General features: G+C 52.8%; 20 protein-coding genes and 4 tRNA genes. 15 read left to right on the top strand and 9 right to left on the bottom strand.

Annotated elements, in window-relative coordinates; translation table 11 throughout:
• Positions 1-80: 80 nt before the first annotated feature.
• Together norW and norV are read right to left on the bottom strand one after the other, a co-directional pair.
• Positions 81-1214, bottom strand: coding sequence for an NADH:flavorubredoxin reductase NorW (gene norW, locus SK32_RS14625; protein WP_048213025.1), 1134 nt, complete (start codon positions 1212-1214; stop codon positions 81-83).
• The gene (norV, locus tag SK32_RS14620; RefSeq protein ID WP_048213024.1) at positions 1211-2659 is read right to left on the bottom strand and encodes an anaerobic nitric oxide reductase flavorubredoxin; all 1449 of its coding nucleotides are present in this window, start codon (positions 2657-2659) and stop codon (positions 1211-1213) included. The genes norW and norV overlap by 4 nt, the downstream gene beginning before the upstream one ends.
• Before the next feature lie 187 nt (positions 2660-2846).
• On the opposite strand from norV, the gene norR reads away from it, so the two are divergent.
• Positions 2847-4367 carry a nitric oxide reductase transcriptional regulator NorR gene (gene norR / locus SK32_RS14615; protein ID WP_048213023.1) on the top strand — a complete coding sequence of 507 codons (1521 nt, stop codon included), beginning with the start codon at positions 2847-2849 and terminating at the stop codon, positions 4365-4367.
• Here norR and gutQ read toward each other — a convergent pair.
• The 7 genes from gutQ to srlA all read right to left on the bottom strand — a co-directional run bounded on the left by gutQ (position 4364) and on the right by srlA (position 9283).
• The gene (gutQ, locus tag SK32_RS14610; protein WP_048213022.1) at positions 4364-5329 is read right to left on the bottom strand and encodes an arabinose-5-phosphate isomerase GutQ; all 966 of its coding nucleotides are present in this window, start codon (positions 5327-5329) and stop codon (positions 4364-4366) included. The two genes, norR and gutQ, sit on opposite strands and share 4 nt — an antisense overlap.
• Positions 5322-6095, bottom strand: coding sequence for a glucitol operon DNA-binding transcriptional repressor SrlR (srlR, locus tag SK32_RS14605; RefSeq protein WP_048213021.1), 774 nt, complete (start codon positions 6093-6095; stop codon positions 5322-5324). Before srlR ends, gutQ begins: the two co-directional genes overlap by 8 nt.
• A gap of 68 nt (positions 6096-6163) precedes the next feature.
• Positions 6164-6523 carry a transcriptional regulator GutM gene (gene gutM, locus SK32_RS14600; protein ID WP_048213020.1) on the bottom strand — a complete coding sequence of 120 codons (360 nt, stop codon included), beginning with the start codon at positions 6521-6523 and terminating at the stop codon, positions 6164-6166.
• A 55-nt stretch (positions 6524-6578) separates the two neighbouring features.
• The gene (srlD, locus tag SK32_RS14595; protein ID WP_003037345.1) at positions 6579-7358 is read right to left on the bottom strand and encodes a sorbitol-6-phosphate dehydrogenase; all 780 of its coding nucleotides are present in this window, start codon (positions 7356-7358) and stop codon (positions 6579-6581) included.
• A 17-nt stretch (positions 7359-7375) separates the two neighbouring features.
• Positions 7376-7738, bottom strand: a complete 363-nt coding sequence (gene srlB / locus SK32_RS14590) for a PTS glucitol/sorbitol transporter subunit IIA (RefSeq protein ID WP_048213019.1) — start codon at positions 7736-7738, stop codon at positions 7376-7378.
• 13 nt (positions 7739-7751) lie between these two features.
• Positions 7752-8723: a PTS glucitol/sorbitol transporter subunit IIB gene (srlE, locus tag SK32_RS14585; protein WP_048213018.1), complete on the bottom strand. Its 972-nt coding sequence runs from the start codon at positions 8721-8723 to the stop codon at positions 7752-7754.
• Positions 8720-9283 (bottom strand): PTS glucitol/sorbitol transporter subunit IIC, encoded by a 564-nt coding sequence (srlA, locus tag SK32_RS14580; protein ID WP_048213017.1) that lies wholly within the window; start codon positions 9281-9283, stop codon positions 8720-8722. Before srlA ends, srlE begins: the two co-directional genes overlap by 4 nt.
• A 264-nt stretch (positions 9284-9547) precedes the next feature.
• Between srlA and mltB the strand changes: the two genes are divergently transcribed.
• The 14 genes from mltB (at position 9548) to luxS (ending at position 20442) form a co-directional block, all read left to right on the top strand.
• On the top strand, positions 9548-10627 hold the full coding sequence (mltB, locus tag SK32_RS14575) for a lytic murein transglycosylase B (RefSeq protein WP_048213016.1): 1080 nt from the start codon (positions 9548-9550) through the stop codon (positions 10625-10627).
• 191 nt (positions 10628-10818) lie between these two features.
• The gene (gene pncC, locus SK32_RS14570; RefSeq protein WP_048213015.1) at positions 10819-11316 is read left to right on the top strand and encodes a nicotinamide-nucleotide amidase; all 498 of its coding nucleotides are present in this window, start codon (positions 10819-10821) and stop codon (positions 11314-11316) included.
• A 92-nt stretch (positions 11317-11408) separates the two neighbouring features.
• Complete coding sequence (gene recA / locus SK32_RS14565) at positions 11409-12473, top strand: recombinase RecA (RefSeq protein WP_003037330.1); 1065 nt, start codon at positions 11409-11411, stop codon at positions 12471-12473.
• A gap of 86 nt (positions 12474-12559) precedes the next feature.
• Entirely contained in the window at positions 12560-13060 is a 501-nt protein-coding gene (gene recX / locus SK32_RS14560) for a recombination regulator RecX (protein WP_048213014.1), read from the top strand.
• 128 nt (positions 13061-13188) lie between these two features.
• Positions 13189-15816 (top strand): alanine--tRNA ligase, encoded by a 2628-nt coding sequence (gene alaS / locus SK32_RS14555; protein WP_048213013.1) that lies wholly within the window; start codon positions 13189-13191, stop codon positions 15814-15816.
• Between the two features lie 238 nt (positions 15817-16054).
• On the top strand, positions 16055-16240 hold the full coding sequence (gene csrA, locus SK32_RS14550; RefSeq protein ID WP_000906486.1) for a carbon storage regulator CsrA: 186 nt from the start codon (positions 16055-16057) through the stop codon (positions 16238-16240).
• 336 nt (positions 16241-16576) lie between these two features.
• Positions 16577-16669, top strand: a tRNA-Ser gene (locus tag SK32_RS14545).
• Between the two features lie 3 nt (positions 16670-16672).
• Positions 16673-16749 (top strand) — tRNA-Arg (locus SK32_RS14540).
• A gap of 90 nt (positions 16750-16839) precedes the next feature.
• Positions 16840-16916, top strand: a tRNA-Arg gene (locus SK32_RS14535).
• 39 nt (positions 16917-16955) lie between these two features.
• A tRNA-Arg gene (locus SK32_RS14530) sits at positions 16956-17032 on the top strand.
• A gap of 116 nt (positions 17033-17148) precedes the next feature.
• Positions 17149-17715, top strand: coding sequence for a fructose-1-phosphate/6-phosphogluconate phosphatase (yqaB, locus tag SK32_RS14525; protein ID WP_048213012.1), 567 nt, complete (start codon positions 17149-17151; stop codon positions 17713-17715).
• Positions 17712-18140, top strand: coding sequence for a YqaA family protein (locus tag SK32_RS14520; RefSeq protein WP_042313100.1), 429 nt, complete (start codon positions 17712-17714; stop codon positions 18138-18140). The genes yqaB and SK32_RS14520 overlap by 4 nt, the downstream gene beginning before the upstream one ends.
• 77 nt (positions 18141-18217) lie before the next feature.
• The gene (gene gshA, locus SK32_RS14515; RefSeq protein ID WP_048213011.1) at positions 18218-19777 is read left to right on the top strand and encodes a glutamate--cysteine ligase; all 1560 of its coding nucleotides are present in this window, start codon (positions 18218-18220) and stop codon (positions 19775-19777) included.
• Between the two features lie 149 nt (positions 19778-19926).
• Complete coding sequence (gene luxS, locus SK32_RS14510; protein WP_003037312.1) at positions 19927-20442, top strand: S-ribosylhomocysteine lyase; 516 nt, start codon at positions 19927-19929, stop codon at positions 20440-20442.
• Positions 20443-20775: the final 333 nt, after the last annotated feature.

The raw sequence follows: 20775 nt of genomic DNA, 5'->3' as shown, positions 1-20775 counted from the left end.
TTAATAAATCAGTAGCAGCGTTGCCGGGCAAAGTCGTAGGCCGGATAAGACGCGAAGTGGCGCCATCCGGCATCACAGACTTACACGGGCAACGTTTTCAGCAGCGCAAAGGCCTCTTTCATGCGGTCTTCACTGACGACAAACGCACACAGCTGGCCTTCGTCGTTCATCCCTCTGGCGACCATCCCCTGTGCTTCGGCGGCGATGTGCCAATTCAGATCGCGGCGCTGAGTTTCCCCGGCCAAATGCAAAGGCAGCTCTGGTGTTTTGACTTTTACCAGCATGGCTGGCAGTTTCAATGGCGCATTGCCGCCGAGCAGGTTTTTCGCCAGATACATGGCGCTCAACTGAATCGGCTGCAGGAACGGCAGGACCTGACCGTTAATTTCCGCACAGTCGCCGAGGGCATAAATGTCCGGGTGGCTGGTCTGCAGGTAGCTGTCGACGCAGACGCCACGATTGATGTTCAATCCGGCGCGACGCGCCAGTGCGGTTTCCGGGCGCAGGCCGGTGGCGGCAATCACCGCATCGACTTCGACGTTGCGGCTACGATCGAGCGTGGCGCGAATACCGGTACTGGTTTTCTCCAGACTCTGAAGCTGTGATTTCAGCAGCAGATGGACCCCCATATCGGTCAGACGATGCTGTAAGCGACTGCTGACTTCCGGCGGCATCAGCGAGGCCAGAATGCTGGCGGCGTTGTCGATAAGCGTCACCGCTTTACCTGCACGACAGAAATCCATCGCCAGTTCGCTACCAATCAGGCCACCGCCAACAATCAGTACCCGCCGGGCGTCACGCAGCTGCGTTTCACAGGCGCGGTACTCTTGTTGGCTGTTCAATGTAAGCATTAACTCACGCCCGCTAACCGGAGGTACAAAGGCTGAAGCCCCCGTCGCCAGCACCAGTTTGTCGTACTGCCACTGCTTGTCCTGACTTTTCACTACGTGGGCATCGGCGTCGATGTCGGTTACCCAGGTATGTGGGAACAGGCGCAAATTAAACTGTTCGGCAAACTCCCCCGCCGACTGGCGGGTGAGGTCGTCTGCACGCTGTGACTGACTGATAACGTGGCTGAGATCGGGCTTGTTGTACTCATCCATGCTGTCCGCGGCAATCAGGGTCAGCGGAACAGCCGCATCCTGTTTACGGATATTTTTGACTAACTGGCGGGCGGCAAAGCCCGAACCAATGATGACAATTCCGTGGCTCATTTTGCCTCCGTTGCCAGTACGTCAAAGACGTCTTTACCTAATGAACATTCCGGGCACAGGAAGTTATCCGGCACGTCGCTCCACGGCGTACCCGGTGCAACGTCCTGCAGCGGTTCACCTTTTGCTGGATCGTAAATCCACTGGCACACGCTGCACTGCATGCTGGGACCAAGATCGGCGGCAGCCGCAGCGGCACAGGCACAGGCTTCTTCCTGGGCGACGGCTTTCACGGTTGTTTCCGGCAATGGAGCCAATGCCCACTGACGCGCGATTTCACGGCCGTGCTGGCGGCACAGTTCCAGCGCATCGAGGTCAGGACGCCATTTGGCCTTCAGGCTCAGGGACATTTCAAAGCCCGCATCCTGCAAACGCGTGGACAAACGGTCTACCGCACCGCCGCTCCAGCCGTGTGAACCAAAGGCGCTGGCACGCTTGTTACGAAAACGCAGGCCGGTCATCTCTTCCACCAGACCGGCGATTTTCGGCATCATCACGTTGTTCATTGTGGAAGTCCCGACCAGCACGCCTTTAGAGCGGAAGACGTTGGTCAGAACTTCGTTTTTGTCGCTACGGGCGACGTTAAAGATTTTCACCGCTACATTCGGGTCAACTTCGTTGATGCCCTGGGCAATCGCGTCCGCCATCATGCGGGTGTTGTTGGACATAGTGTCGTAGAAAATGGTGATGCGGTCTTCCTGATAATCCGCCGCCCATTTCAGGTACAGCTCAACGATTTGTGTTGGGTTGTCGCGCCATACCACGCCGTGGGAAGTGGCAATCATATCGACCGGCAGGTTGAAGCCGAGGATCTCAGTAATTTTCGGCGTCACCAGACGGCTGAACGGCGTCAGGATGTTGGCATAGTAGCGCTGGCACTGTTCGAACAGCTCGGTCTGGTCAACTTCGTCGTTAAACAGGCGTTCGTCACAGTAGTGCTGACCGAAGGCGTCGTTACTGAACAGCACCGCATCGCCGGTCATGTAGGTCATCATACTGTCCGGCCAGTGCAGCATCGGCGTTTCAACGAAGATCAGCTGCTTGCCGTTACCAATGTCCAGCGAATCACCGGTTTTCACCACGTTAAAGTTCCATTCCGGGTGATGGTGGTGCCCGTTGATAGAGTCAATGGCGTTGGCTGTGCAGTAAATCGGCGTGTCCGGGATGCAGGACATCAGCTCGGTCAGCGCCCCGGCGTGGTCTTCTTCTGCATGGTTAATGATGATGTAGTCGATATCCGCGAGGTCAATTTCACTGCGCAGGTTCTGCACGAATTCACGGCTAAACTTGTGGTCTACGGTATCGATCAGGACATTTTTTTCCTCACGGATGAGATAGCTGTTGTAGCTGCTGCCGCGCAGCGTTTTGTATTCAGTTCCGTGGAAATCACGCACTTCCCAGTCACGTTGGCCAACCCAATGAATGTTATTTTTAACCAGAATAGACATAACAACCTCAATTAATTCAGCGTTTTTCAAAAAAGATGTTTTGCTAATTGCAGGTTGCGTGCCAACTTTTTATTTGTTTGATTTTAAAGGATTAATATTTTTACACCTATAAGGTGGTAGTCAAAATGACTATATGTTTTATTGTCAATATGACAATATGAATTGTCAAAATGACAATGAGGTAGCCATGAGCTTTTCCGTAGACGTGCTGGCGGGCATCGCCATTGAATTACAAAGCGGTATTGGGCATCAGGACCGTTTTCAGCGCCTGATAACCACCTTGCGTCAGGTGCTGGAGTGCGACGCGTCGGCACTGCTGCGCTACGAGTCGCGACAGTTTATTCCGCTGGCGATCGATGGGCTGGCGCAGGATGTTCTCGGCAGACGCTTTACTCTGGAAGGGCATCCGCGTCTGGAGGCGATTGCCCGCGCCGGGGACGTGGTTCGTTTCCCTGCCGACAGCGATTTGCCAGACCCGTATGATGGTCTGATTCCGGGGCAGGAGAGTCTGAAGGTACATGCCTGTATTGGGTTGCCGTTGTTCGCCGGTCAAAATTTGATTGGTGCGTTAACGCTGGATGGCATGGAACCGGATCAGTTCGATGTTTTCAGCGATGAGGAGCTTAGGCTGATTGCCGCACTGGCGGCTGGCGCATTGAGCAATGCGCTGCTGATTGAACAGCTGGAAAGCCAGAATATGCTGCCAGGTTCGTCAACCAACTTTGAGCAGGTGACGGAAACCCAGATGATTGGCCTGTCGCCCAATATGATGCAGTTGAAAAAAGAGATTGAGATTGTGGCGGGGTCCGATCTCAACGTGCTGATTAGCGGCGAAACAGGGACCGGGAAGGAGCTGGTGGCTAAAGCTATCCATGAAGGTTCGCCGCGCGCGGTGAATCCACTGGTGTATCTGAACTGCGCGGCGTTGCCGGAAAGCGTTGCCGAAAGCGAACTGTTTGGTCACGTAAAAGGCGCGTTTACCGGGGCTATCAGCAATCGTAGCGGTAAGTTTGAAATGGCCGACAATGGGACGCTATTTCTCGACGAGATAGGTGAACTCTCGCTGGCGCTACAGGCTAAGCTGCTGCGCGTATTGCAGTACGGCGATATTCAGCGCGTGGGTGACGATCGCAGCTTGCGCGTGGATGTGCGAGTGCTGGCGGCGACGAACCGTGATTTACGCGAAGAGGTGTTGGCCGGGAATTTCCGTGCGGATTTGTTCCACCGGCTGAGCGTCTTTCCCCTTTCGGTACCGCCTCTTCGTGAACGCGGCGAAGACGTGGTGCTGCTGGCAGGCTATTTTTGCGAGCAATGTCGGCTGCGGCTGGGACTGTCCCGCGTGGTGTTAAGCCCCGGTGCGCGTAGTCATCTGTTGAGCTACGCCTGGCCCGGGAACGTGCGTGAACTGGAACATGCCATTCACCGCGCGGTCGTTCTGGCAAGAGCCACCAGGGCAGGGGATGAAGTGGTGCTGGAGGCGCAGCATTTTGCCCTGCAGGATGAAGCGCCAGTAACACCGGCGGCGGAAGTTGTTGCAGAGATCCCGCAGCAGCATAATCTGCGTGAGGCAACGGAGTCATTCCAGCGGGAGATGATCCGCCGGGCGCTGGCACAAAATAACCATAGTTGGGCGGCAAGTGCGCGGGCGCTGGAAACAGACGTCGCCAACCTGCACCGGCTGGCGAAGCGTCTGGGGTTGAAGGATTAGATAATACCGGCCTGATAGAAATCCTGCAGGTTGATAGCACCGGTGAGTTTACCGTTTTCATCGACCACCGGTGCGGCAGTGATTTTGCGCTTCATCAGGATCTCTTTGGCGTCAATCGCGCGGCTCTGTGCCTGCAGCGTAACGCCATTGTGGGTCATCGCCTCGCTAACCTGAGTGGTGAGCGCTCCACCGCCAACCAGCCAGCGGCGCAGGTCGCCGTCGGTAAAGACCCCTTTCACCAGTGACTGGTCGTCGCAGACTGCCACCAGGCCAAGACCCGTACGGCTAAGTTCCAGCATCGCGTCCATGACGCTGGTGGTAAGCGTCACCTGCGGGATGGCATCGTCACGACGCATCAGATGATGCACTTTATTTAACAGACGAGCGCCCAGCGCACCCGCCGGATGCGAGCGGGCGAAATCTTCTTCGTTAAAGCCGCGCGCCTGCATCACGGCGATGGCCAGCGCGTCGCCCATCATCAGCGTGTTAACGGTGCTGGAGGTCGGCGCCAGGCGCATCGGACAGGCTTCGCGCTCAACGGAAATATCCAGCACGGCTTTGGCGGCCAGGCACAACGGTGAGGTCGGTTTTCCGGTCATGGCCAGCAGGGCGACGGATTTGTCTTCCAGGCGTGGGATGATGAGATCCAGCTCTTTAGCCCCGCCGGAGTAGGAGATAAACAGCATGACATCGCGGCTTTCAATCATGCCTAAGTCGCCGTGCAGCGCTTCTGCCGGATGCACAAAAAAGGCGGGGGTGCCGGTACTGGCGAGGGTCGCCGCAATTTTTTTGCCAATATGGCCGGATTTGCCAATCCCGGAGACAATCACTTTGCCTTCACAGTGGATGATAGTATTGGCAGCGCGGACAAAATCATCGCCCAGTCGCTCAGGCAAACGGCTGGCTTCCTGTAGTTCCAGCATTAACGTCTGACGGCCCGCGTTCAGTAGTGCATCACTCATTGGTTTCTCCGGTTATGATTACTTCAATCCCTTTTGCTTCCAGCGCCTGACGAAATGCAGGGTCGATACCCGCATCGGTAATCAGCTTGTCGACGCTTTCCAGACTGCATACAACATTAGGGCTTTTGCGCCCAAATTTTGACGAGTCAGCCATCAGAATCACTTCGCGAGCGGCATTACACATCGCTTTACTGACGCTAAACACCTCATTAAAAGTGGTCACGCCAGCATTGAGGTCAATGCCGTCGGTGCCCATGAAGAGTTTATCAAAGCTGAACTGCTCAAAGGCGTTTTCTGCCAGCTGACCGTGAAATGACGCAGATTTTTTGCGAAAGGTCCCGCCGGGCATCAGGATGGTTTGCTCGTTGTCCAGCTCCGAAAGGGCGTTAACAATGTGCAGGCTATTGGTCATAACGGTGATGTTGCTAAAGCGCGTGAGCATCGGCACCATCTGCAGTACGGTGCTGCCCGCATCCAGAATAATCGAGTCGCCATCGTGAATAAAACGGACGGCGGCTTCGGCAATCCGCTCTTTTTTATGCGTGTTGATTAGCGTTTTGTGATCGATTGGCGGGTCGGATTCGTCTTTATTTAATACCACGCCGCCATAGGTACGAATGACGGTGCCGGCATTTTCCAGAATGACCAGGTCTTTGCGAATGGTCGTGCCGGTGGTGTCAAAGTAGTGGGCCAGTTCTTCAACCGAGCATTTTCCCTGCTTTTGCAGGTGCTCCAGTATGGCAGCCTGACGCTGACGAGGTTTCATAGGCGTGATTACCCTGACTATAGGTTGCAAAATGATAATTTCGCAAGCTATTAGCATTCACAACGAAATTACCCATGTTTCAGTTTAAGCGCTAATGATAGTGCATTCTGCGATAGCGGATCATGGGGAAAGATCACATCAGGCTGTAATTCATCAAGATGTTTGCCCATTATTGTGGCAATTTTGCCGGGTCTGGCGAATACCGTAAGACCTTTCATAAATAACGTATCGGTAACCCGCTGCTGCTCATCTAACGCAATGGCGATCACCACGCGGGGTTTAAAACGTCCGCCGGAGCGCCCCACGCCAACCCGACCCCGTTGGCAGAGCTTATCGAAAGCCCGATTAAAGCGGGATATTTGCCAGCCACCGAGCGCCAGTTGCAGGCACCAGGCGATAGCGGCGACGGTAATCAGTGCGGAAACCATAATGTACTCCTTTGATTTTGCCGGATAAGCGTAGCCGCCATCCGGCAATTCAACATTAAAACATCACCTGACCGCCGGTCACGTTGATGGACTGCCCGGTGCAGTAAGAGGCTTTTGGACTGGCGTAAAACAGCAGCATGTTCAGCACGTCCTGATAATCGCAGCCGCGTTTGAGTGGAACCTTATCAATGTAGTACTGCTCAACTTCGTCTGGCTTAAGGCCAAGCTTGGTCGCATATTGCGGTAGTAACGACTGGAACATCGGTGATTTCAGCAGATTGCCGAGCATCAATGAATGCACGGTGATCCCGTATTCCGCCAGATCCAGCGCCAGCGACTGGGTTAAGCCCACGCCGCCAAATTTTGCCGCGCTATAGCCAGAGTTGTGTTTACTGCCCACTTTCCCTGATTTGGAGTTGATCTGGATAATGCGCCCCTGAACGCCATCGCGGATCATCAGGCGTGAGAACTCACGTGCGCAGAGGAAGTAGCCGACCAGATTCACCTGCAGCGAGCGGTCGAAATCCCCAAGCTGAAAATCACTAATAAATGCGGCTTTAGCGATACCGGCGCTGTAAACCAGCAGATCGACACGGCCAAATATTTCATCCACTCCGCGTGATAGCGCCAGCACGCTCTGCTCGCTGGTGGCATCGGCACCAAAACCGTAGGCGGTGCCTTCGCCGAATTCGGCGTTAATTTCCTGTGCCACATTCGCCGCTTTATCGCTTTGAATATCGACGACCGCAACGCGGTAACCTTCTGTTGCAAGCCCACGGCAAAGGAATGCCCCCAGGGTCTGGCCTCCACCAATGACAACGGCAACTTGATTCATTTTTCTCTCCTTTACTCTTAAGCGACAAACTTCAAAATACAGCCCGGCGCGATACCGTCCGGTACGGGGCCTGCAACGTGTACGGTGCCGGGGAATTCCGCTTCGCTCAGTCCGTCAAAACGCAGGGTGATATGCCCCAGTTCACGTAAATTTTGTTCCGCTACGCTGCCAACGGCGGTGACCGGGTAGTGATGCTGGCCCAGTTCAAACTGGATCCCGGCTTGCAACGAACCGTTCAGCTCGCCGTGGCAATGAATGAAGCAAAACTCCTCGATATCCGCTGGCGCGCCTTCACGAAAGGTAATCAACATCTGGTCGCTGAGTGCATCCGGGGCGCTCTGGCCGATACGGGTGATGGTGGTCTGATAAATCACGGTCATTTTTGAGTGCCTCTTATTGGTAAATAAAGCCGGAAACAAACCAGGCGATGAGAACGGTAGGCGCGCCGGTGAGAAAACGACTCACCAGAACGGATGGCACGCCGACGCGAACCGTGTCCTGACGCGCTTCGGCCAGCGACAGCCCGACAGGAATAAAGTCGCATGCAGCCTGAGCGTTAATGGCGAACAGGGCAGGTAGCGCCAGATGAGGGGGAATATTCCCCAAACCAATCTGTACGCCGATCAAAACGCCGATAACCTGGGCGATAACCGCACCGGGGCCGAGGAAAGGCGACAGCAGCGGGAAAGAACAAATCAGCGCCAGGGTCACCAGCCCCAGCGGATGGCTGGCTAACGGTGCGAGTCCATGGGCTATCCAGTCACCCAAACCGGAAGCCATAATGATGCCGATCAGTGCCGAGACGAACGCCATAAATGGCAAAATAGTTTTCAGGACGGTATCGATGGTGTCGCGCCCAGACTGGAACAGCACTGCAACGGCTGAACCCATGCCCATGCCAACTTTTGCCAGCAGGCCATCGCTCTGTTCAGTGATTTTTTTGCTGGTGTCGTAATCGCGACCGATAGTGCTGTTTACAGGCGTTGGGGTAGCGGATGCTTCACCGACAACGGTGATATTTTCTTCTTTCACGCCAGAGACATAGATATCTTCAATAATGTATTGTGCCAGAGGGCCGGATTTCCCGGTCGCGTGAATATTCACCGTCGGGATACGACGTTTTGGATAGATCCCGCAGCGCAGTGTGCCGCCGCAGTCGATGATCGCTACACCGATTTCATTCTCTGGTGGTTCACCTTCTTTGAAGCCATCAACGGCCTGCCAGCCGGTCAGGTTCGCCAGCTTGTCGACAATCGCCGGGCGCGTTCCGGCAGTGATATAGACAATTTTCTTCCCGGGCGTTGCTTCCAGTTCAAGCGGACCACCCCAACCACCGGTGCCTTTTTCAATACGAATACGCGTCATGATGTTGCTCCCGCCAGATGCACTTTCTGCTCAAGTTGAATGCCCATTTTTTTCTCAAAGATGGCGGTGGTGAAATCGGTCACCCAGCCACGGAAGAAGTTGGTCACCAGACCGACCAGCAAATAGCTCACCGCGAGCGGGCCGAGCGGGAGGCCCAGCGTCGTCAAGCCGCTGGCAATCCCCAGATAGACAAACAACTCTCCGGGGTTAATGTGTGGGAACAAGCCGTTCATTGAGTGGCAGCTATAGGACGCTGCTGCGTAATAGCTGGGCTTATATCTCTCTGGCATAAAACGGCCCAGGCTCAGCGTCATGGGGTTACAAAAAACGAATGTGCCGATGCACGGCAGCAGCAGGTAGCGGGACAATGGGTTTCCGGCGCAGCGCTGGGCAAAACGTTCAATACGCTGCTGGCCAATAAAGTTAATCAGCGCATTCATGATGACCAGCAGGCTAATCAGCAGTGGAAGAATACCGGTCACCATGCCGGTAAAGACCTCTCCGCCTTTCTGGAACAGCCCGATAAACCACTCCGCACCGAGTGTGATGGTGTCGATCATTATTCTCTCCTGTAGGGATTTTAGTTACCTTGCCAAACGGTAACCAATTTTAATCAGATCGAAAGATTTAAAAGTGTTATTTTGATCTCAAAATGAAAGGAAAATATTTTAATTTGAAAGTTATTGCGTGAGTGCTCGCAAATGTGCGGCTCAGAGATGAAAGGGGATGTAAATTCTGTGAAGGAGAGCGACTACCGCTTCCTTGTATGACGGAGGATGCTTTACCATACTTCCCCCAGGCTGAATTTGTTTAATGGATGTCTCATGTTCAAGCGTCGTTATGTAGCGTTACTCCCCCTTTTCGTACTGCTTGCTGCCTGTAGCAGCAAACCCAAACCTTCAGAGACTCAAACGACTACGGGTACGCCATCCGGCGGCTTCCTGCTTGAGCCGCAGCACAACGTCATGCAAACAAGCGGCGACTTCGCCAATAATCCGAATGCACAGCAGTTCATCGAGAAAATGGTGAACAAGCACGGCTTTGACCGCCAGCAATTGCAGGAGATCCTGTCGCAGGCCAAGCGTCTGGACTCGGTATTGCGTTTGATGGACCGCCAGGCGCCGACGACGCAACCGCCAGCCGGACCTAACGGCGCATGGCTGCGGTATCGTAAACAGTTCATCACGCCGGATAACGTGCAAAACGGCGTGGCGTTCTGGAATCAATACGAAGATGCGCTGAACCGCGCGTGGCAGGTATACGGCGTACCGCCGGAAATTATCGTTGGTATTATTGGCGTAGAAACTCGCTGGGGCCGCGTGATGGGTAAAACGCGGATTCTGGATGCGCTGGCGACGCTGTCGTTTAACTATCCTCGTCGGGCGGAATACTTCTCTGGTGAACTGGAAACCTTCCTGCTGATGGCGCGAGATGAAAGCGACGATCCGCTCGATTTGAAAGGTTCTTTCGCGGGGGCAATGGGCTACGGCCAATTTATGCCGTCTTCCTATAAACAATATGCCGTTGATTTCAATGGCGATGGGCACATTAACCTGTGGGATCCGGTTGATGCCATCGGTAGCGTGGCGAACTATTTCAAAGGTCACGGCTGGGTGAAAGGCGATACGGTCGCGGTTCCGGCAAATGGTCAGGCGCCTGGGCTGGCTAACGGCTTTAAAACCCAGTACAGCATTTCTCAGCTTGCCGCCGCGGGCCTGACGCCGCAGCAGTCGTTGGGGAATCATCAGCAGGCCAGCCTGCTGCGCCTGGATATCGGTACCGGCTACCAGTACTGGTATGGGTTGCCGAACTTCTACACCATCACCCGCTACAACCACAGCACGCATTACGCGATGGCAGTCTGGCAGTTAGGTCAGGCGGTGGCGCTGGCGCGCGTACAGTAATCGCTCCACCGGCCTACCGGAAGATATCTCTTGTAGGCCGGAAAAGATGTCCTGGCATCGCCATCCGGCAGGTCTTATTTGTGCAACGGAGCAATTTTTGGAACCCCCCTCGTAAAACGTTCTCCCCATCCCCATATTGGTTATGAAAGTGCTATCTTGTCCGGCATATTTTTTAACTGACAGAGGCTGAAATGACCGACAGTGAACTGATGCAGTTAAGCGAGCAGGTTGGCCTGGCGCTGAAAGCGCGCGGGGCAACAGTGACGACGGCGGAATCCTGCACCGGCGGCTGGGTAGCCAAAGCGATTACGGATATTGCCGGAAGCTCCGCCTGGTTTGAACGCGGGTTTGTGACCTACAGCAATGAAGCCAAAGCGCAGATGATTGGCGTGCGTGAAGAGACGCTGGCCCAGCATGGCGCGGTGAGTGAACCGGTGGTCGTTGAAATGGCGATTGGCGCGCTAAAAGCCGCCCGTGCAGACTTCGCCGTCTCGATTAGCGGTATCGCAGGACCCGATGGCGGTAGTGAAGACAAGCCCGTGGGGACGGTATGGTTTGCCTTTGCCAGCGCAAGCGGCGAGGGGATTACCCGCCGGGAATGCTTTATCGGCGATCGCGATGCGGTACGTCGACAGGCGACTGTCTACGCGTTACAAACCCTGTGGCAACAATTTCTACAAAACACTTGATACTGTATGAGCATACAGTATAATTGCCTCAACAGAACATTATCTATCACGTTTCGCGGTTTAACCCGAAAGCGGCATGACAGGAGTAATTAATGGCTATCGACGAAAACAAACAGAAAGCGTTGGCGGCAGCGCTGGGTCAGATCGAAAAGCAATTCGGTAAAGGCTCCATCATGCGCCTCGGTGAAGACCGTTCCATGGACGTGGAAACCATCTCCACCGGTTCGCTTTCTCTGGATATCGCATTGGGCGCGGGCGGTTTGCCAATGGGCCGTATCGTCGAAATCTACGGGCCTGAATCCTCCGGTAAAACAACGCTGACACTGCAGGTTATTGCCGCCGCACAGCGCGAAGGTAAAACCTGTGCGTTCATCGATGCGGAACACGCGCTGGACCCTGTTTATGCCCGTAAGCTTGGTGTTGATATCGATAATCTGCTGTGTTCTCAGCCGGATACCGGTGAGCAAGCGCTGGAAATCTGTGATGCGCTGGCGCGTTCCGGCGCGGTTGACGTTATCGTGGTCGACTCCGTTGCCGCATTGACGCCGAAGGCTGAAATCGAAGGTGAGATCGGTGACTCTCATATGGGCCTTGCGGCACGTATGATGAGCCAGGCAATGCGTAAACTGGCCGGTAACCTGAAGCAGTCCAACACGCTGCTGATTTTCATCAACCAGATCCGTATGAAGATTGGCGTTATGTTCGGTAACCCGGAAACCACCACCGGTGGCAACGCCCTGAAATTCTATGCGTCTGTTCGTCTGGATATCCGTCGTATTGGTGCGGTGAAAGAAGGTGACAACGTAGTTGGCAGCGAAACCCGCGTTAAGGTTGTGAAAAACAAAATTGCAGCGCCGTTCAAACAGGCTGAATTCCAGATTCTTTACGGTGAAGGCATCAACTTCTACGGCGAACTGGTTGACCTGGGCGTGAAAGAGAAGCTGATTGAAAAAGCGGGTGCATGGTACAGCTACAACGGTGAGAAAATCGGTCAGGGTAAAGCGAACGCAACCAACTGGCTGAAAGAAAACCCGGCAACCGCGAAAGAAATTGAGAAGAAATTACGTGAGTTACTGCTCAATAACCAGGATTCAACGCCTGATTTCTCCGTTGATGACAGTGGTGAAGACGTAAAAGAAACGAACGAAGATTTCTGATAACCTGTTTTGAATCGCATGTTTTGAATCGTATATAGTAAAGGGCTGCATATCATGCAGCCCTTTTTCATTTCTGAAGGCTCACTATGACAGATTCAACTTCCCGCCGCTCTGCTTACTCCCGATTACTTGACCGCGCCGTGCGAATACTTGCGATGCGCGACCACAGTGAGCAGGAACTGCGGCGCAAGCTGGCCGCTCCGGTGATGGGAAAAAATGGACCGGAAGACATTGATGCTACGCCGGAGGATTACGACAAGGTCATCGCCTGGTGTATTGAAAGTCGCTATCTGGATGATGACCGCTTCGTTCAGCAGTTTATCGCCAGCCGCAGTCGTAAGGGCTACGGACCTGCCCGCGTGCGTCAGGAATTAAATCAGAAAGGGGTCGCGCGTGAGTCCATTGAGCGTGCTATGCGCGAGTGTGAAATTGACTGGGCAGTGCTTGCGCGCGAGCAGGCCGTCCGGAAGTACGGTGAACCTTTACCTGTGGAATTTTCAGATAAGGTAAAGGTCCAGCGTTTTTTGCTCTATCGCGGCTATCTGATGGAAGATATTCAGGCAATATGGCGAAATTTTGACGATTGAGCGCATACGGGATTTTACTTCCCAGTAAAGAAAACTTATCTTATTCCCACTTTTCGATTGCCAGAGGCGCAGTTTACGTGCCGATGCTGGTAATGACATTTCGTTAGCTTGATTTCTTCAGGATAATTATGAGCAAGAGCACCGCTGAGATCCGTCAGGCGTTTCTCGATTTTTTCCATAGTAAAGGACATCAGGTAGTTGCCAGCAGCTCCCTGGTACCGAACAATGACCCTACTTTGTTGTTTACCAACGCCGGGATGAACCAGTTCAAGGATGTTTTCCTTGGCCTCGACAAGCGTAATTATTCCCGCGCAACCACCTCGCAGCGTTGCGTACGTGCGGGCGGTAAGCACAACGACCTGGAAAACGTCGGTTACACTGCACGTCACCATACCTTTTTCGAAATGCTGGGCAACTTCAGCTTCGGCGATTACTTCAAACACGACGCCATTCAATACGCATGGGAACTGTTGACCGGTGAAAACTGGTTTGCCCTGCCAAAAGAGCGTCTGTGGGTCACCGTCTATGAAACTGACGATGAAGCCTATGAAATCTGGGAAAAAGAAGTCGGTATTCCGCGCGAACGTATCATCCGTATCGGTGATAACAAAGGCGCGGCTTATGCTTCCGACAACTTCTGGCAGATGGGTGATACCGGTCCTTGCGGTCCGTGCACCGAAATTTTCTACGACCACGGCGACCATATTTGGGGTGGCCCTCCGGGAAGCGCGGAAGAAGATGGCGATCGCTACATTGAGATCTGGAACATCGTCTTCATGCAGTTCAACCGTCAGGCTGACGGCACCATGGAACCGCTGCCGAAACCGTCCGTGGATACCGGTATGGGTCTGGAGCGTATTGCGGCCGTGCTGCAACACGTTAACTCCAACTATGAAATTGACCTGTTCCGTTCACTGATTGAGTCCGTGGCGAAAGTCACCGGCGCGACCGATCTGAGCAATAAATCACTGCGCGTTATCGCCGACCATATCCGTTCCTGTGCGTTCCTGATTGCCGATGGCGTTGTTCCGTCTAATGAAAACCGTGGCTATGTGCTGCGCCGTATCATTCGTCGCGCAGTTCGTCATGGCAACATGCTGGGCGCGAAGGACACCTTCTTCTACAAGCTGGTTGGTCCGCTGGTAGATGTAATGGGTTCCGCGGGCGAAGAGCTGAAGCGTCAACAGTCTATGGTTGAGCAGGTTCTGAAAACCGAAGAAGAGCAGTTTGCGCGTACGCTGGAGCGTGGCCTGGCGCTGCTGGATGAAGAACTGGCAAAACTGTCCGGCGATACGCTGGACGGCGAAACCGCATTCCGTCTGTATGACACCTACGGTTTCCCGGTTGACCTGACGGCAGACGTTTGCCGCGAGCGTAACATTAAGGTTGATGAAGCCGGCTTTGAAGCCGCAATGGAAGAACAACGCCGTCGCGCACGTGAAGCCAGCGGCTTTGGTGCAGACTACAATGCGATGATTCGCGTTGATGGTGCTTCTGAATTTAAAGGCTACGAGCACCTGGAACTGAACGGCAAAGTCACCGCGCTGTTTGTTGATGGTAAAGCGGTAGACGCCATTAACGCAGGTCAGGATGCCGTTGTCGTTCTTGATCAGACACCGTTCTATGCGGAATCTGGTGGTCAGGTTGGCGATAAAGGCGAACTGAAAGGTGCGGGCTTCGCGTTTGCCGTTAGCGACACGCAGAAATATGGTCAGGCGATTGGCCACATCGGCAAACTGTCTGCGGGTTCTCTGAAAGTTGGCGATGCAGTGCAGGCTGATGTGGATGAAGCGCGTCGTGCACGTATTCGCCTGAACCACTCCGCAACGCATCTGATGCACGCGGCGCTGCGCCAGGTTCTGGGCACGCACGTGGCACAGAAAGGTTCGCTGGTTAACGATAAAATTCTGCGCTTCGACTTCTCTCATACCGAAGCGATGAAGCCTGCTGAAATCCGTGCCGTTGAAGATCTGGTGAATGCGCAAATTCGTCGCAACCTGCCGATTGAAACGAACATCATGGATCTTGAGGCGGCGAAAGCCAAAGGTGCAATGGCGCTGTTTGGTGAGAAATACGATGACCACGTGCGTGTACTGAGTATGGGTGATTTCTCTACCGAACTGTGTGGTGGTACTCACGCCAGCCGTACGGGCGATATCGGTCTGTTCCGTATTATCTCCGAGTCTGGTACTGCGGCAGGCGTTCGTCGTATCGAAGCCGTGACCGGTGAAGGCGCTCTTAATACCGTGCATGCTGAAAGCGATCGCTTAAGCGATATTGCGCAGTTGCTGAAAGGCGATAGCCAGAATATCGGTGACAAAGTTCGTTCCGTACTGGAACGTACGCGTCAGCTCGAAAAAGAATTGCAGCAATTGAAGGAACAGGCCGCAGCGCAGGAAAGTGCGAACCTTTCCAGCAAAGCCGTTGATATCAATGGCGTGAAGCTGTTGGTCAGCGAGCTTGCGGACGTTGAACCGAAAATGCTGCGTACCATGGTTGATGATCTGAAAAATCAGCTGGGTTCTACTGTTGTCGTACTGGCAACAGTTGCTGAAGGTAAGGTTTCTCTGATTGCGGGCGTGTCTAAGGATGTGACAGACCGCGTGAAAGCAGGGGAACTGATTGGGATGGTCGCTCAGCAGGTAGGCGGCAAGGGTGGTGGTCGTCCGGACATGGCGCAAGCCGGTGGTACGGATGCTGCGGCTCTGCCGGCAGCGTTAGCCAGTGTGAAAGGCTGGGTTAGCGCAAAACTGTAAAAATTATAAGCGTAAGCCGACGCTGCGGACTTCAATCCGCAGTGTTTGCGTCAACGCTATCGACAACGATAAAGTCAGGTTGAAGTTGTGTATATCGGCTAAACTTAGGTTTAACAGAATGTGATGCCGTGACTGCTTACACTTAGGTGTTTGTCATCGCTTACTTTTTGGCGTTATATGATGGATAATGCCGGGATACAGAGAGACCCGACTCTTTTAATCTTTCAAGGAGCAAAGAATGCTGATTCTGACTCGTCGAGTTGGTGAGACCCTCATGATAGGCGATGAGGTCACCGTGACAGTTTTAGGGGTGAAGGGCAACCAGGTGCGCATTGGCGTCAACGCCCCGAAAGAAGTTTCTGTCCATCGTGAAGAGATCTACCAGCGTATCCAGGCTGAAAAATCCCAGCAGTCCAGTTACTAAGGTTTTCGCGTCTCACCTTTCTGGTGAGGCGCAACCTGATTGAGTTACCCTTTTTCTTCTCTGTTCTTCTTCGTCCTCCCCATTTTTTCGATTCCACTGGGCGTAATGCCTTTCCCTACGAAGTTTCCGTTTGTTCACTGCTTCAGGAAATTGCCAATTTATTTGTTGATAAAACACTCTTTTTGCCGTTTTTGCAGACTAATTGCGCGTGAAATGTGCAAACGATAAAAGCTCTGGAAAAATTGTTTGACTTATAAGTCCCAGAAAGTAATATGTGCGCCACGCAGCGACGATGAGCAGAAACAAGTTCTTCGAAGCACTCGCAAGAGGCGTGTTGGTGAGGTGGCCGAGAGGCTGAAGGCGCTCCCCTGCTAAGGGAGTATGCGGTCAAAAGCTGCATCCGGGGTTCGAATCCCCGCCTCACCGCCATTTGCATCCGTAGCTCAGCTGGATAGAGTACTCGGCTACGAACCGAGCGGTCGGAGGTTCGAATCCTCCCGGATGCACCATCTTATCTGCAATAACGCATTAGCGTTGTTACGGAAATCGATATCACTTTAGCAGCGATATCAAATCTGCAGTAAGTAAGTTTTCCTGATGCATCCGTAGCTCAGCTGGATAGAGTACTCGGCTACGAACCGAGCGGTCGGAGGTTCGAATCCTCCCGGATGCACCATCTTCTTCGCAGTATCAGTAGTAAACAGCAATTCCCGATGCATCCGTAGCTCAGCTGGATAGAGTACTCGGCTACGAACCGAGCGGTCGGAGGTTCGAATCCTCCCGGATGCACCATCTCCCCCTTTAAATTATTTCCACATATTCTCTGAATGCCCCTCAATTCGCTGTCAGCGACAAAATCAATCAATTACGATAAAATAACGTCTGGTCATTCGGCTTGTGAGAAGACGATGTACGAACGTTATGCGGGTTTGATTTTTGATATGGATGGCACCATCCTGGATACTGAGCCAACGCACCGTAAGGCGTGGCATGAGGTATTGGGACATTATGGGCTGCGTTTTGATGAACAAGCCATGGTCGCCCTCAACGGCTCCCCAACGTGGCGTATTGCCCAGTCGGTAATTGAATTGAATCATGCCGATCTCGACCCCCATGCCTTAGCGCGTGAAAAAACCGACAAGGTGAGAAGCATGTTGCTGGATAGCGTCCAGCCTCTGCCGTTGGTTGACGTCGTGAAAGCCTGGCATGGTCGTCGGCCTATGGCGGTAGGAACGGGGAGTGAAAGCGCGATTGCAGAAGCGCTGCTTACTCACCTTGGGCTGCGTCGTTATTTTGATGCCGTGGTGGCGGCCGATCACGTACAACGCCACAAACCGGCTCCTGATACGTTTTTGCTCTGTGCTGAACGTATGGGCGTTGAACCGGCGCGTTGCGTCGTGTTTGAAGATGCCGATTTTGGACTTCAGGCGGCGCGTGCCGCAGGAATGGACGCCGTGGATGTCCGGTTATTGTGAGTGATGGACTGTCGCTCCTCTCGCTGTTTGCCAGCAGCTTTCTCAGCGCCACGCTATTACCTGGAAATTCTGAAGTTGTTTTAGTTGCCTTACTGGTTTCTGGAGCGAGTCATCCCTGGGTCTTAGTTTTAACAGCAACAATGGGTAATAGCCTTGGAGGGTTAACTAACGTTATCCTTGGGCGTTTCTTTCCATTGCGTAAAACATCGCGCTGGCAAGAAAAAGCCACTGGCTGGCTGAGGCGCTATGGCGCTGTCACACTATTATTAAGCTGGATGCCGGTTGTGGGTGATTTACTGTGCTTGTTAGCGGGATGGATGCGCATCTCGTGGGGCCCAGTTCTCTTTTTTTTATGTCTTGGCAAAGCGCTGCGCTATGTTGTGGTCGCGGCGGTTACGACGCAAGGCATTATGTGGTGGCACTAATTGTGTTGTGGAATAACCTGCAGGTTGACCAATACCATTATGCTAATTAAAACGATTTTGACAGGCGGGAGGTCAATTTGATCCCGGACGTATCACAGGCACTGGCCTGGCTGGAAAAACATCCTCATGCGTTAGAGGGGATTCAACGCGGGCTCGAGCGCGAAACGCTGCGTGTTAATGCTGATGGTTCATTGGCAACGACAGGCCATCCTGAAGTGTTAGGCTCAGCGCTAACGCATAAATGGATAACCACTGACTTTGCCGAAACACTGCTGGAGTTTATTACTCCACCGGGCGATGACATTCACAAAATGCTCACGTTCATGCGCGATCTGCATCGCTATACTGCCAGGAATCTTGGCGATGAGCGTATGTGGCCGTTGAGCATGCCTTGCTATATTGCCGAAGGTCAGGATATCGAGCTGGCGCAGTACGGTACGTCGAATATCGGTCGTCTGAAAACCCTTTACCGTGAAGGCCTCAAAAACCGTTACGGCGCGTTGATGCAGACTATCTCCGGCGTACACTACAACTTCTCGCTGCCAATGGCTTTCTGGCAGGCGAAATGTGGCGTAACAGATGGCGATGAAGACGCTAAAGAAAAAGTGTCAGCAGGGTATTTCCGTCTGATTCGCAACTACTACCGTTTTGGTTGGGTGATCCCGTATCTGTTTGGCGCCTCTCCGGCCATTTGTTCCTCCTTCCTGCAAGGAAAACCGACAACGCTGCCGTTTGAAAAAACCGATTGTGGTATGTATTACCTGCCTTATGCCACGTCGCTGCGTCTGAGTGACCTGGGTTATACCAATAAGTCGCAAAGCAATCTCGGAATTACGTTTAACGATTTGCATGAGTATGTGGCAGGATTGAAGCGCGCGATTAAAACGCCTTCAGAGGAGTACGCGGCGATCGGTCTGGAGAAAGACGGTAAGCGCCTGCAAATCAACAGCAACGTTTTGCAGATCGAAAATGAACTGTATGCGCCAATTCGTCCGAAACGCGTGACTCGCAGCGGTGAAACGCCGTCTGATGCGCTTCTACGCGGCGGCATTGAGTACATCGAAGTGCGTTCGCTCGACATCAACCCCTTCTCGCCAATCGGCGTAGATGAACAACAGGTGCGCTTCCTCGATTTGTTCATGGTTTGGTGCGTTCTGGCTGATGCCCCGGAAATGAGTAGCGACGAGCTGCTGTGTACGCGTACTAACTGGAATCGCGTTATTCTGGAAGGGCGCAAGCCAGGCCTGACGTTAGGTATTGGTTGTGAAACGGCTCAGTTCCCGTTGCCTAAAGTGGGTAAAGATCTGTTCCGTGATCTGAAACGTGTGGCACAAACGCTGGACGGCATTCACGGAGGAGAGGAATATCAAAAAGTATGTGACGAACTGGTTGCCTGCTTTGATAATCCTGAGCTGACATTCTCAGCGCGGATCCTGCGGTCTATGATTGATACTGGTATCGGTGGCACGGGTAAAGCGTTGGGTGAAGCGTACCGTAACCTGTTGCGCGAAGAGCCGTTGGAACTGCTGCAGGAAGACGAATTTATTGCTGAAAGTGTGGCTTCTAAGCGCCGTCAGCAGGAGATTGAAGCGGCAGATACTGAGCCGTTTGGTGTGTGGCTGGAAAAGCACGCCTGATACAAAAGAAAAAGGCCACTCGGGAGTGGCCAAAATTTCATCTCTGAAAACAGGGATGATGATAACAAATGCGCGTCTTTCATATACTCAGACTCGCCCCGGAACAAAGAGTTCAGAATATTTTAAAAAAATTTATCGGAGGTGGCTAAATGCCGTTGTTAGATAGTTTTACTGTCGATCACACCCGGATGGAAGCTCCCGCGGTCCGGGTTGCAAAAACGATGAATACCCCGCATGGCGACGCAATCACCGTGTTTGATCTGCGTTTTTGCATTCCGAACAAAGAAGTGATGCCTGAGAAAGGTATTCATACGCTGGAACACCTGTTTGCTGGTTTTATGCGTAACCACCTGAATGGCAACGGTGTCGAGATTATCGATATTTCGCCAATGGGTTGCCGTACCGGCTTCTACATGAGCCTGATTGGAACGCCGGACGAACAACGCGTAGCTGATGCCTGGAAAGCGGCAATGGCAGATGTGTTGAAAGTGCAGGATCAGAATCAGATCCCGGAACTGAACGTCTACCAGTGCGGTACGTATCAGATGCACTCCCTCAGCGAAGCGCAGGACATTGCACGTCATATTCTGGAACGTGATGTCCGCGTTAACAGCAATGAGGAGCTGGCGCTGCCGAAAGAGAAACTGCAGGAATTGCATATTTAGTCTTATTGATTAGCTGTTCCAGTATTTAAATTAACCCCGGTTTATGTCCGGGGTTTTTTATTACTTAATATAATCCACATCTATTATATTTAAGACAGGAATATAATTTAAGCTAATTAATGTGGGGCCTGTTAAATAACAAAACGTGATCTGGTAAACAGAAAGTAATGGATAATTAACGATGCCAGCTCACACCGATCACATAAATCAAAAAACATAAATAATTAATAGAAAAACATAATGGAATACGTCAGGTATCCAGGTAATAAAAAGACTCTTTTCATCGCTGGTGGATGGGGTTTTTATCAAATCTTATCTGGTATACATTAAACT

It is taken from the genome of Citrobacter sp. MGH100 (genome assembly GCF_001034465.1).
GTDB classification, from domain to species: Bacteria; Pseudomonadota; Gammaproteobacteria; order Enterobacterales; family Enterobacteriaceae; genus Citrobacter; species Citrobacter youngae.
Note: the sequence above shows the minus strand (reverse complement) of the source record. Positions and strands in the feature narration are given on the sequence as shown.

Excerpts from the sequence above, each read along its gene's own strand:
- norV (WP_048213024.1), bottom strand. The coding sequence starts at position 2,659 with ATGTCTATTCTGGTTAAAAATAACATTCATTGGGTTGGCCAACGTGAC.
- srlE (WP_048213018.1), bottom strand. The coding sequence starts at position 8,723 with ATGACGCGTATTCGTATTGAAAAAGGCACCGGTGGTTGGGGTGGTCCG.
- gutQ (WP_048213022.1), bottom strand. The coding sequence starts at position 5,329 with ATGAGTGATGCACTACTGAACGCGGGCCGTCAGACGTTAATGCTGGAA.
- recX (WP_048213014.1), top strand. The coding sequence starts at position 12,560 with ATGACAGATTCAACTTCCCGCCGCTCTGCTTACTCCCGATTACTTGAC.
- mltB (WP_048213016.1), top strand. The coding sequence starts at position 9,548 with ATGTTCAAGCGTCGTTATGTAGCGTTACTCCCCCTTTTCGTACTGCTT.
- norR (WP_048213023.1), top strand. The coding sequence starts at position 2,847 with ATGAGCTTTTCCGTAGACGTGCTGGCGGGCATCGCCATTGAATTACAA.
- gutM (WP_048213020.1), bottom strand. The coding sequence starts at position 6,523 with ATGGTTTCCGCACTGATTACCGTCGCCGCTATCGCCTGGTGCCTGCAA.
- alaS (WP_048213013.1), top strand. The coding sequence starts at position 13,189 with ATGAGCAAGAGCACCGCTGAGATCCGTCAGGCGTTTCTCGATTTTTTC.
- srlD (WP_003037345.1), bottom strand. The coding sequence starts at position 7,358 with ATGAATCAAGTTGCCGTTGTCATTGGTGGAGGCCAGACCCTGGGGGCA.
- srlR (WP_048213021.1), bottom strand. The coding sequence starts at position 6,095 with ATGAAACCTCGTCAGCGTCAGGCTGCCATACTGGAGCACCTGCAAAAG.
- srlA (WP_048213017.1), bottom strand. The coding sequence starts at position 9,283 with ATGATCGACACCATCACACTCGGTGCGGAGTGGTTTATCGGGCTGTTC.
- norW (WP_048213025.1), bottom strand. The coding sequence starts at position 1,214 with ATGAGCCACGGAATTGTCATCATTGGTTCGGGCTTTGCCGCCCGCCAG.
- srlB (WP_048213019.1), bottom strand. The coding sequence starts at position 7,738 with ATGACCGTGATTTATCAGACCACCATCACCCGTATCGGCCAGAGCGCC.
- recA (WP_003037330.1), top strand. The coding sequence starts at position 11,409 with ATGGCTATCGACGAAAACAAACAGAAAGCGTTGGCGGCAGCGCTGGGT.
- yqaB (WP_048213012.1), top strand. The coding sequence starts at position 17,149 with ATGTACGAACGTTATGCGGGTTTGATTTTTGATATGGATGGCACCATC.
- pncC (WP_048213015.1), top strand. The coding sequence starts at position 10,819 with ATGACCGACAGTGAACTGATGCAGTTAAGCGAGCAGGTTGGCCTGGCG.
- luxS (WP_003037312.1), top strand. The coding sequence starts at position 19,927 with ATGCCGTTGTTAGATAGTTTTACTGTCGATCACACCCGGATGGAAGCT.
- csrA (WP_000906486.1), top strand. The coding sequence starts at position 16,055 with ATGCTGATTCTGACTCGTCGAGTTGGTGAGACCCTCATGATAGGCGAT.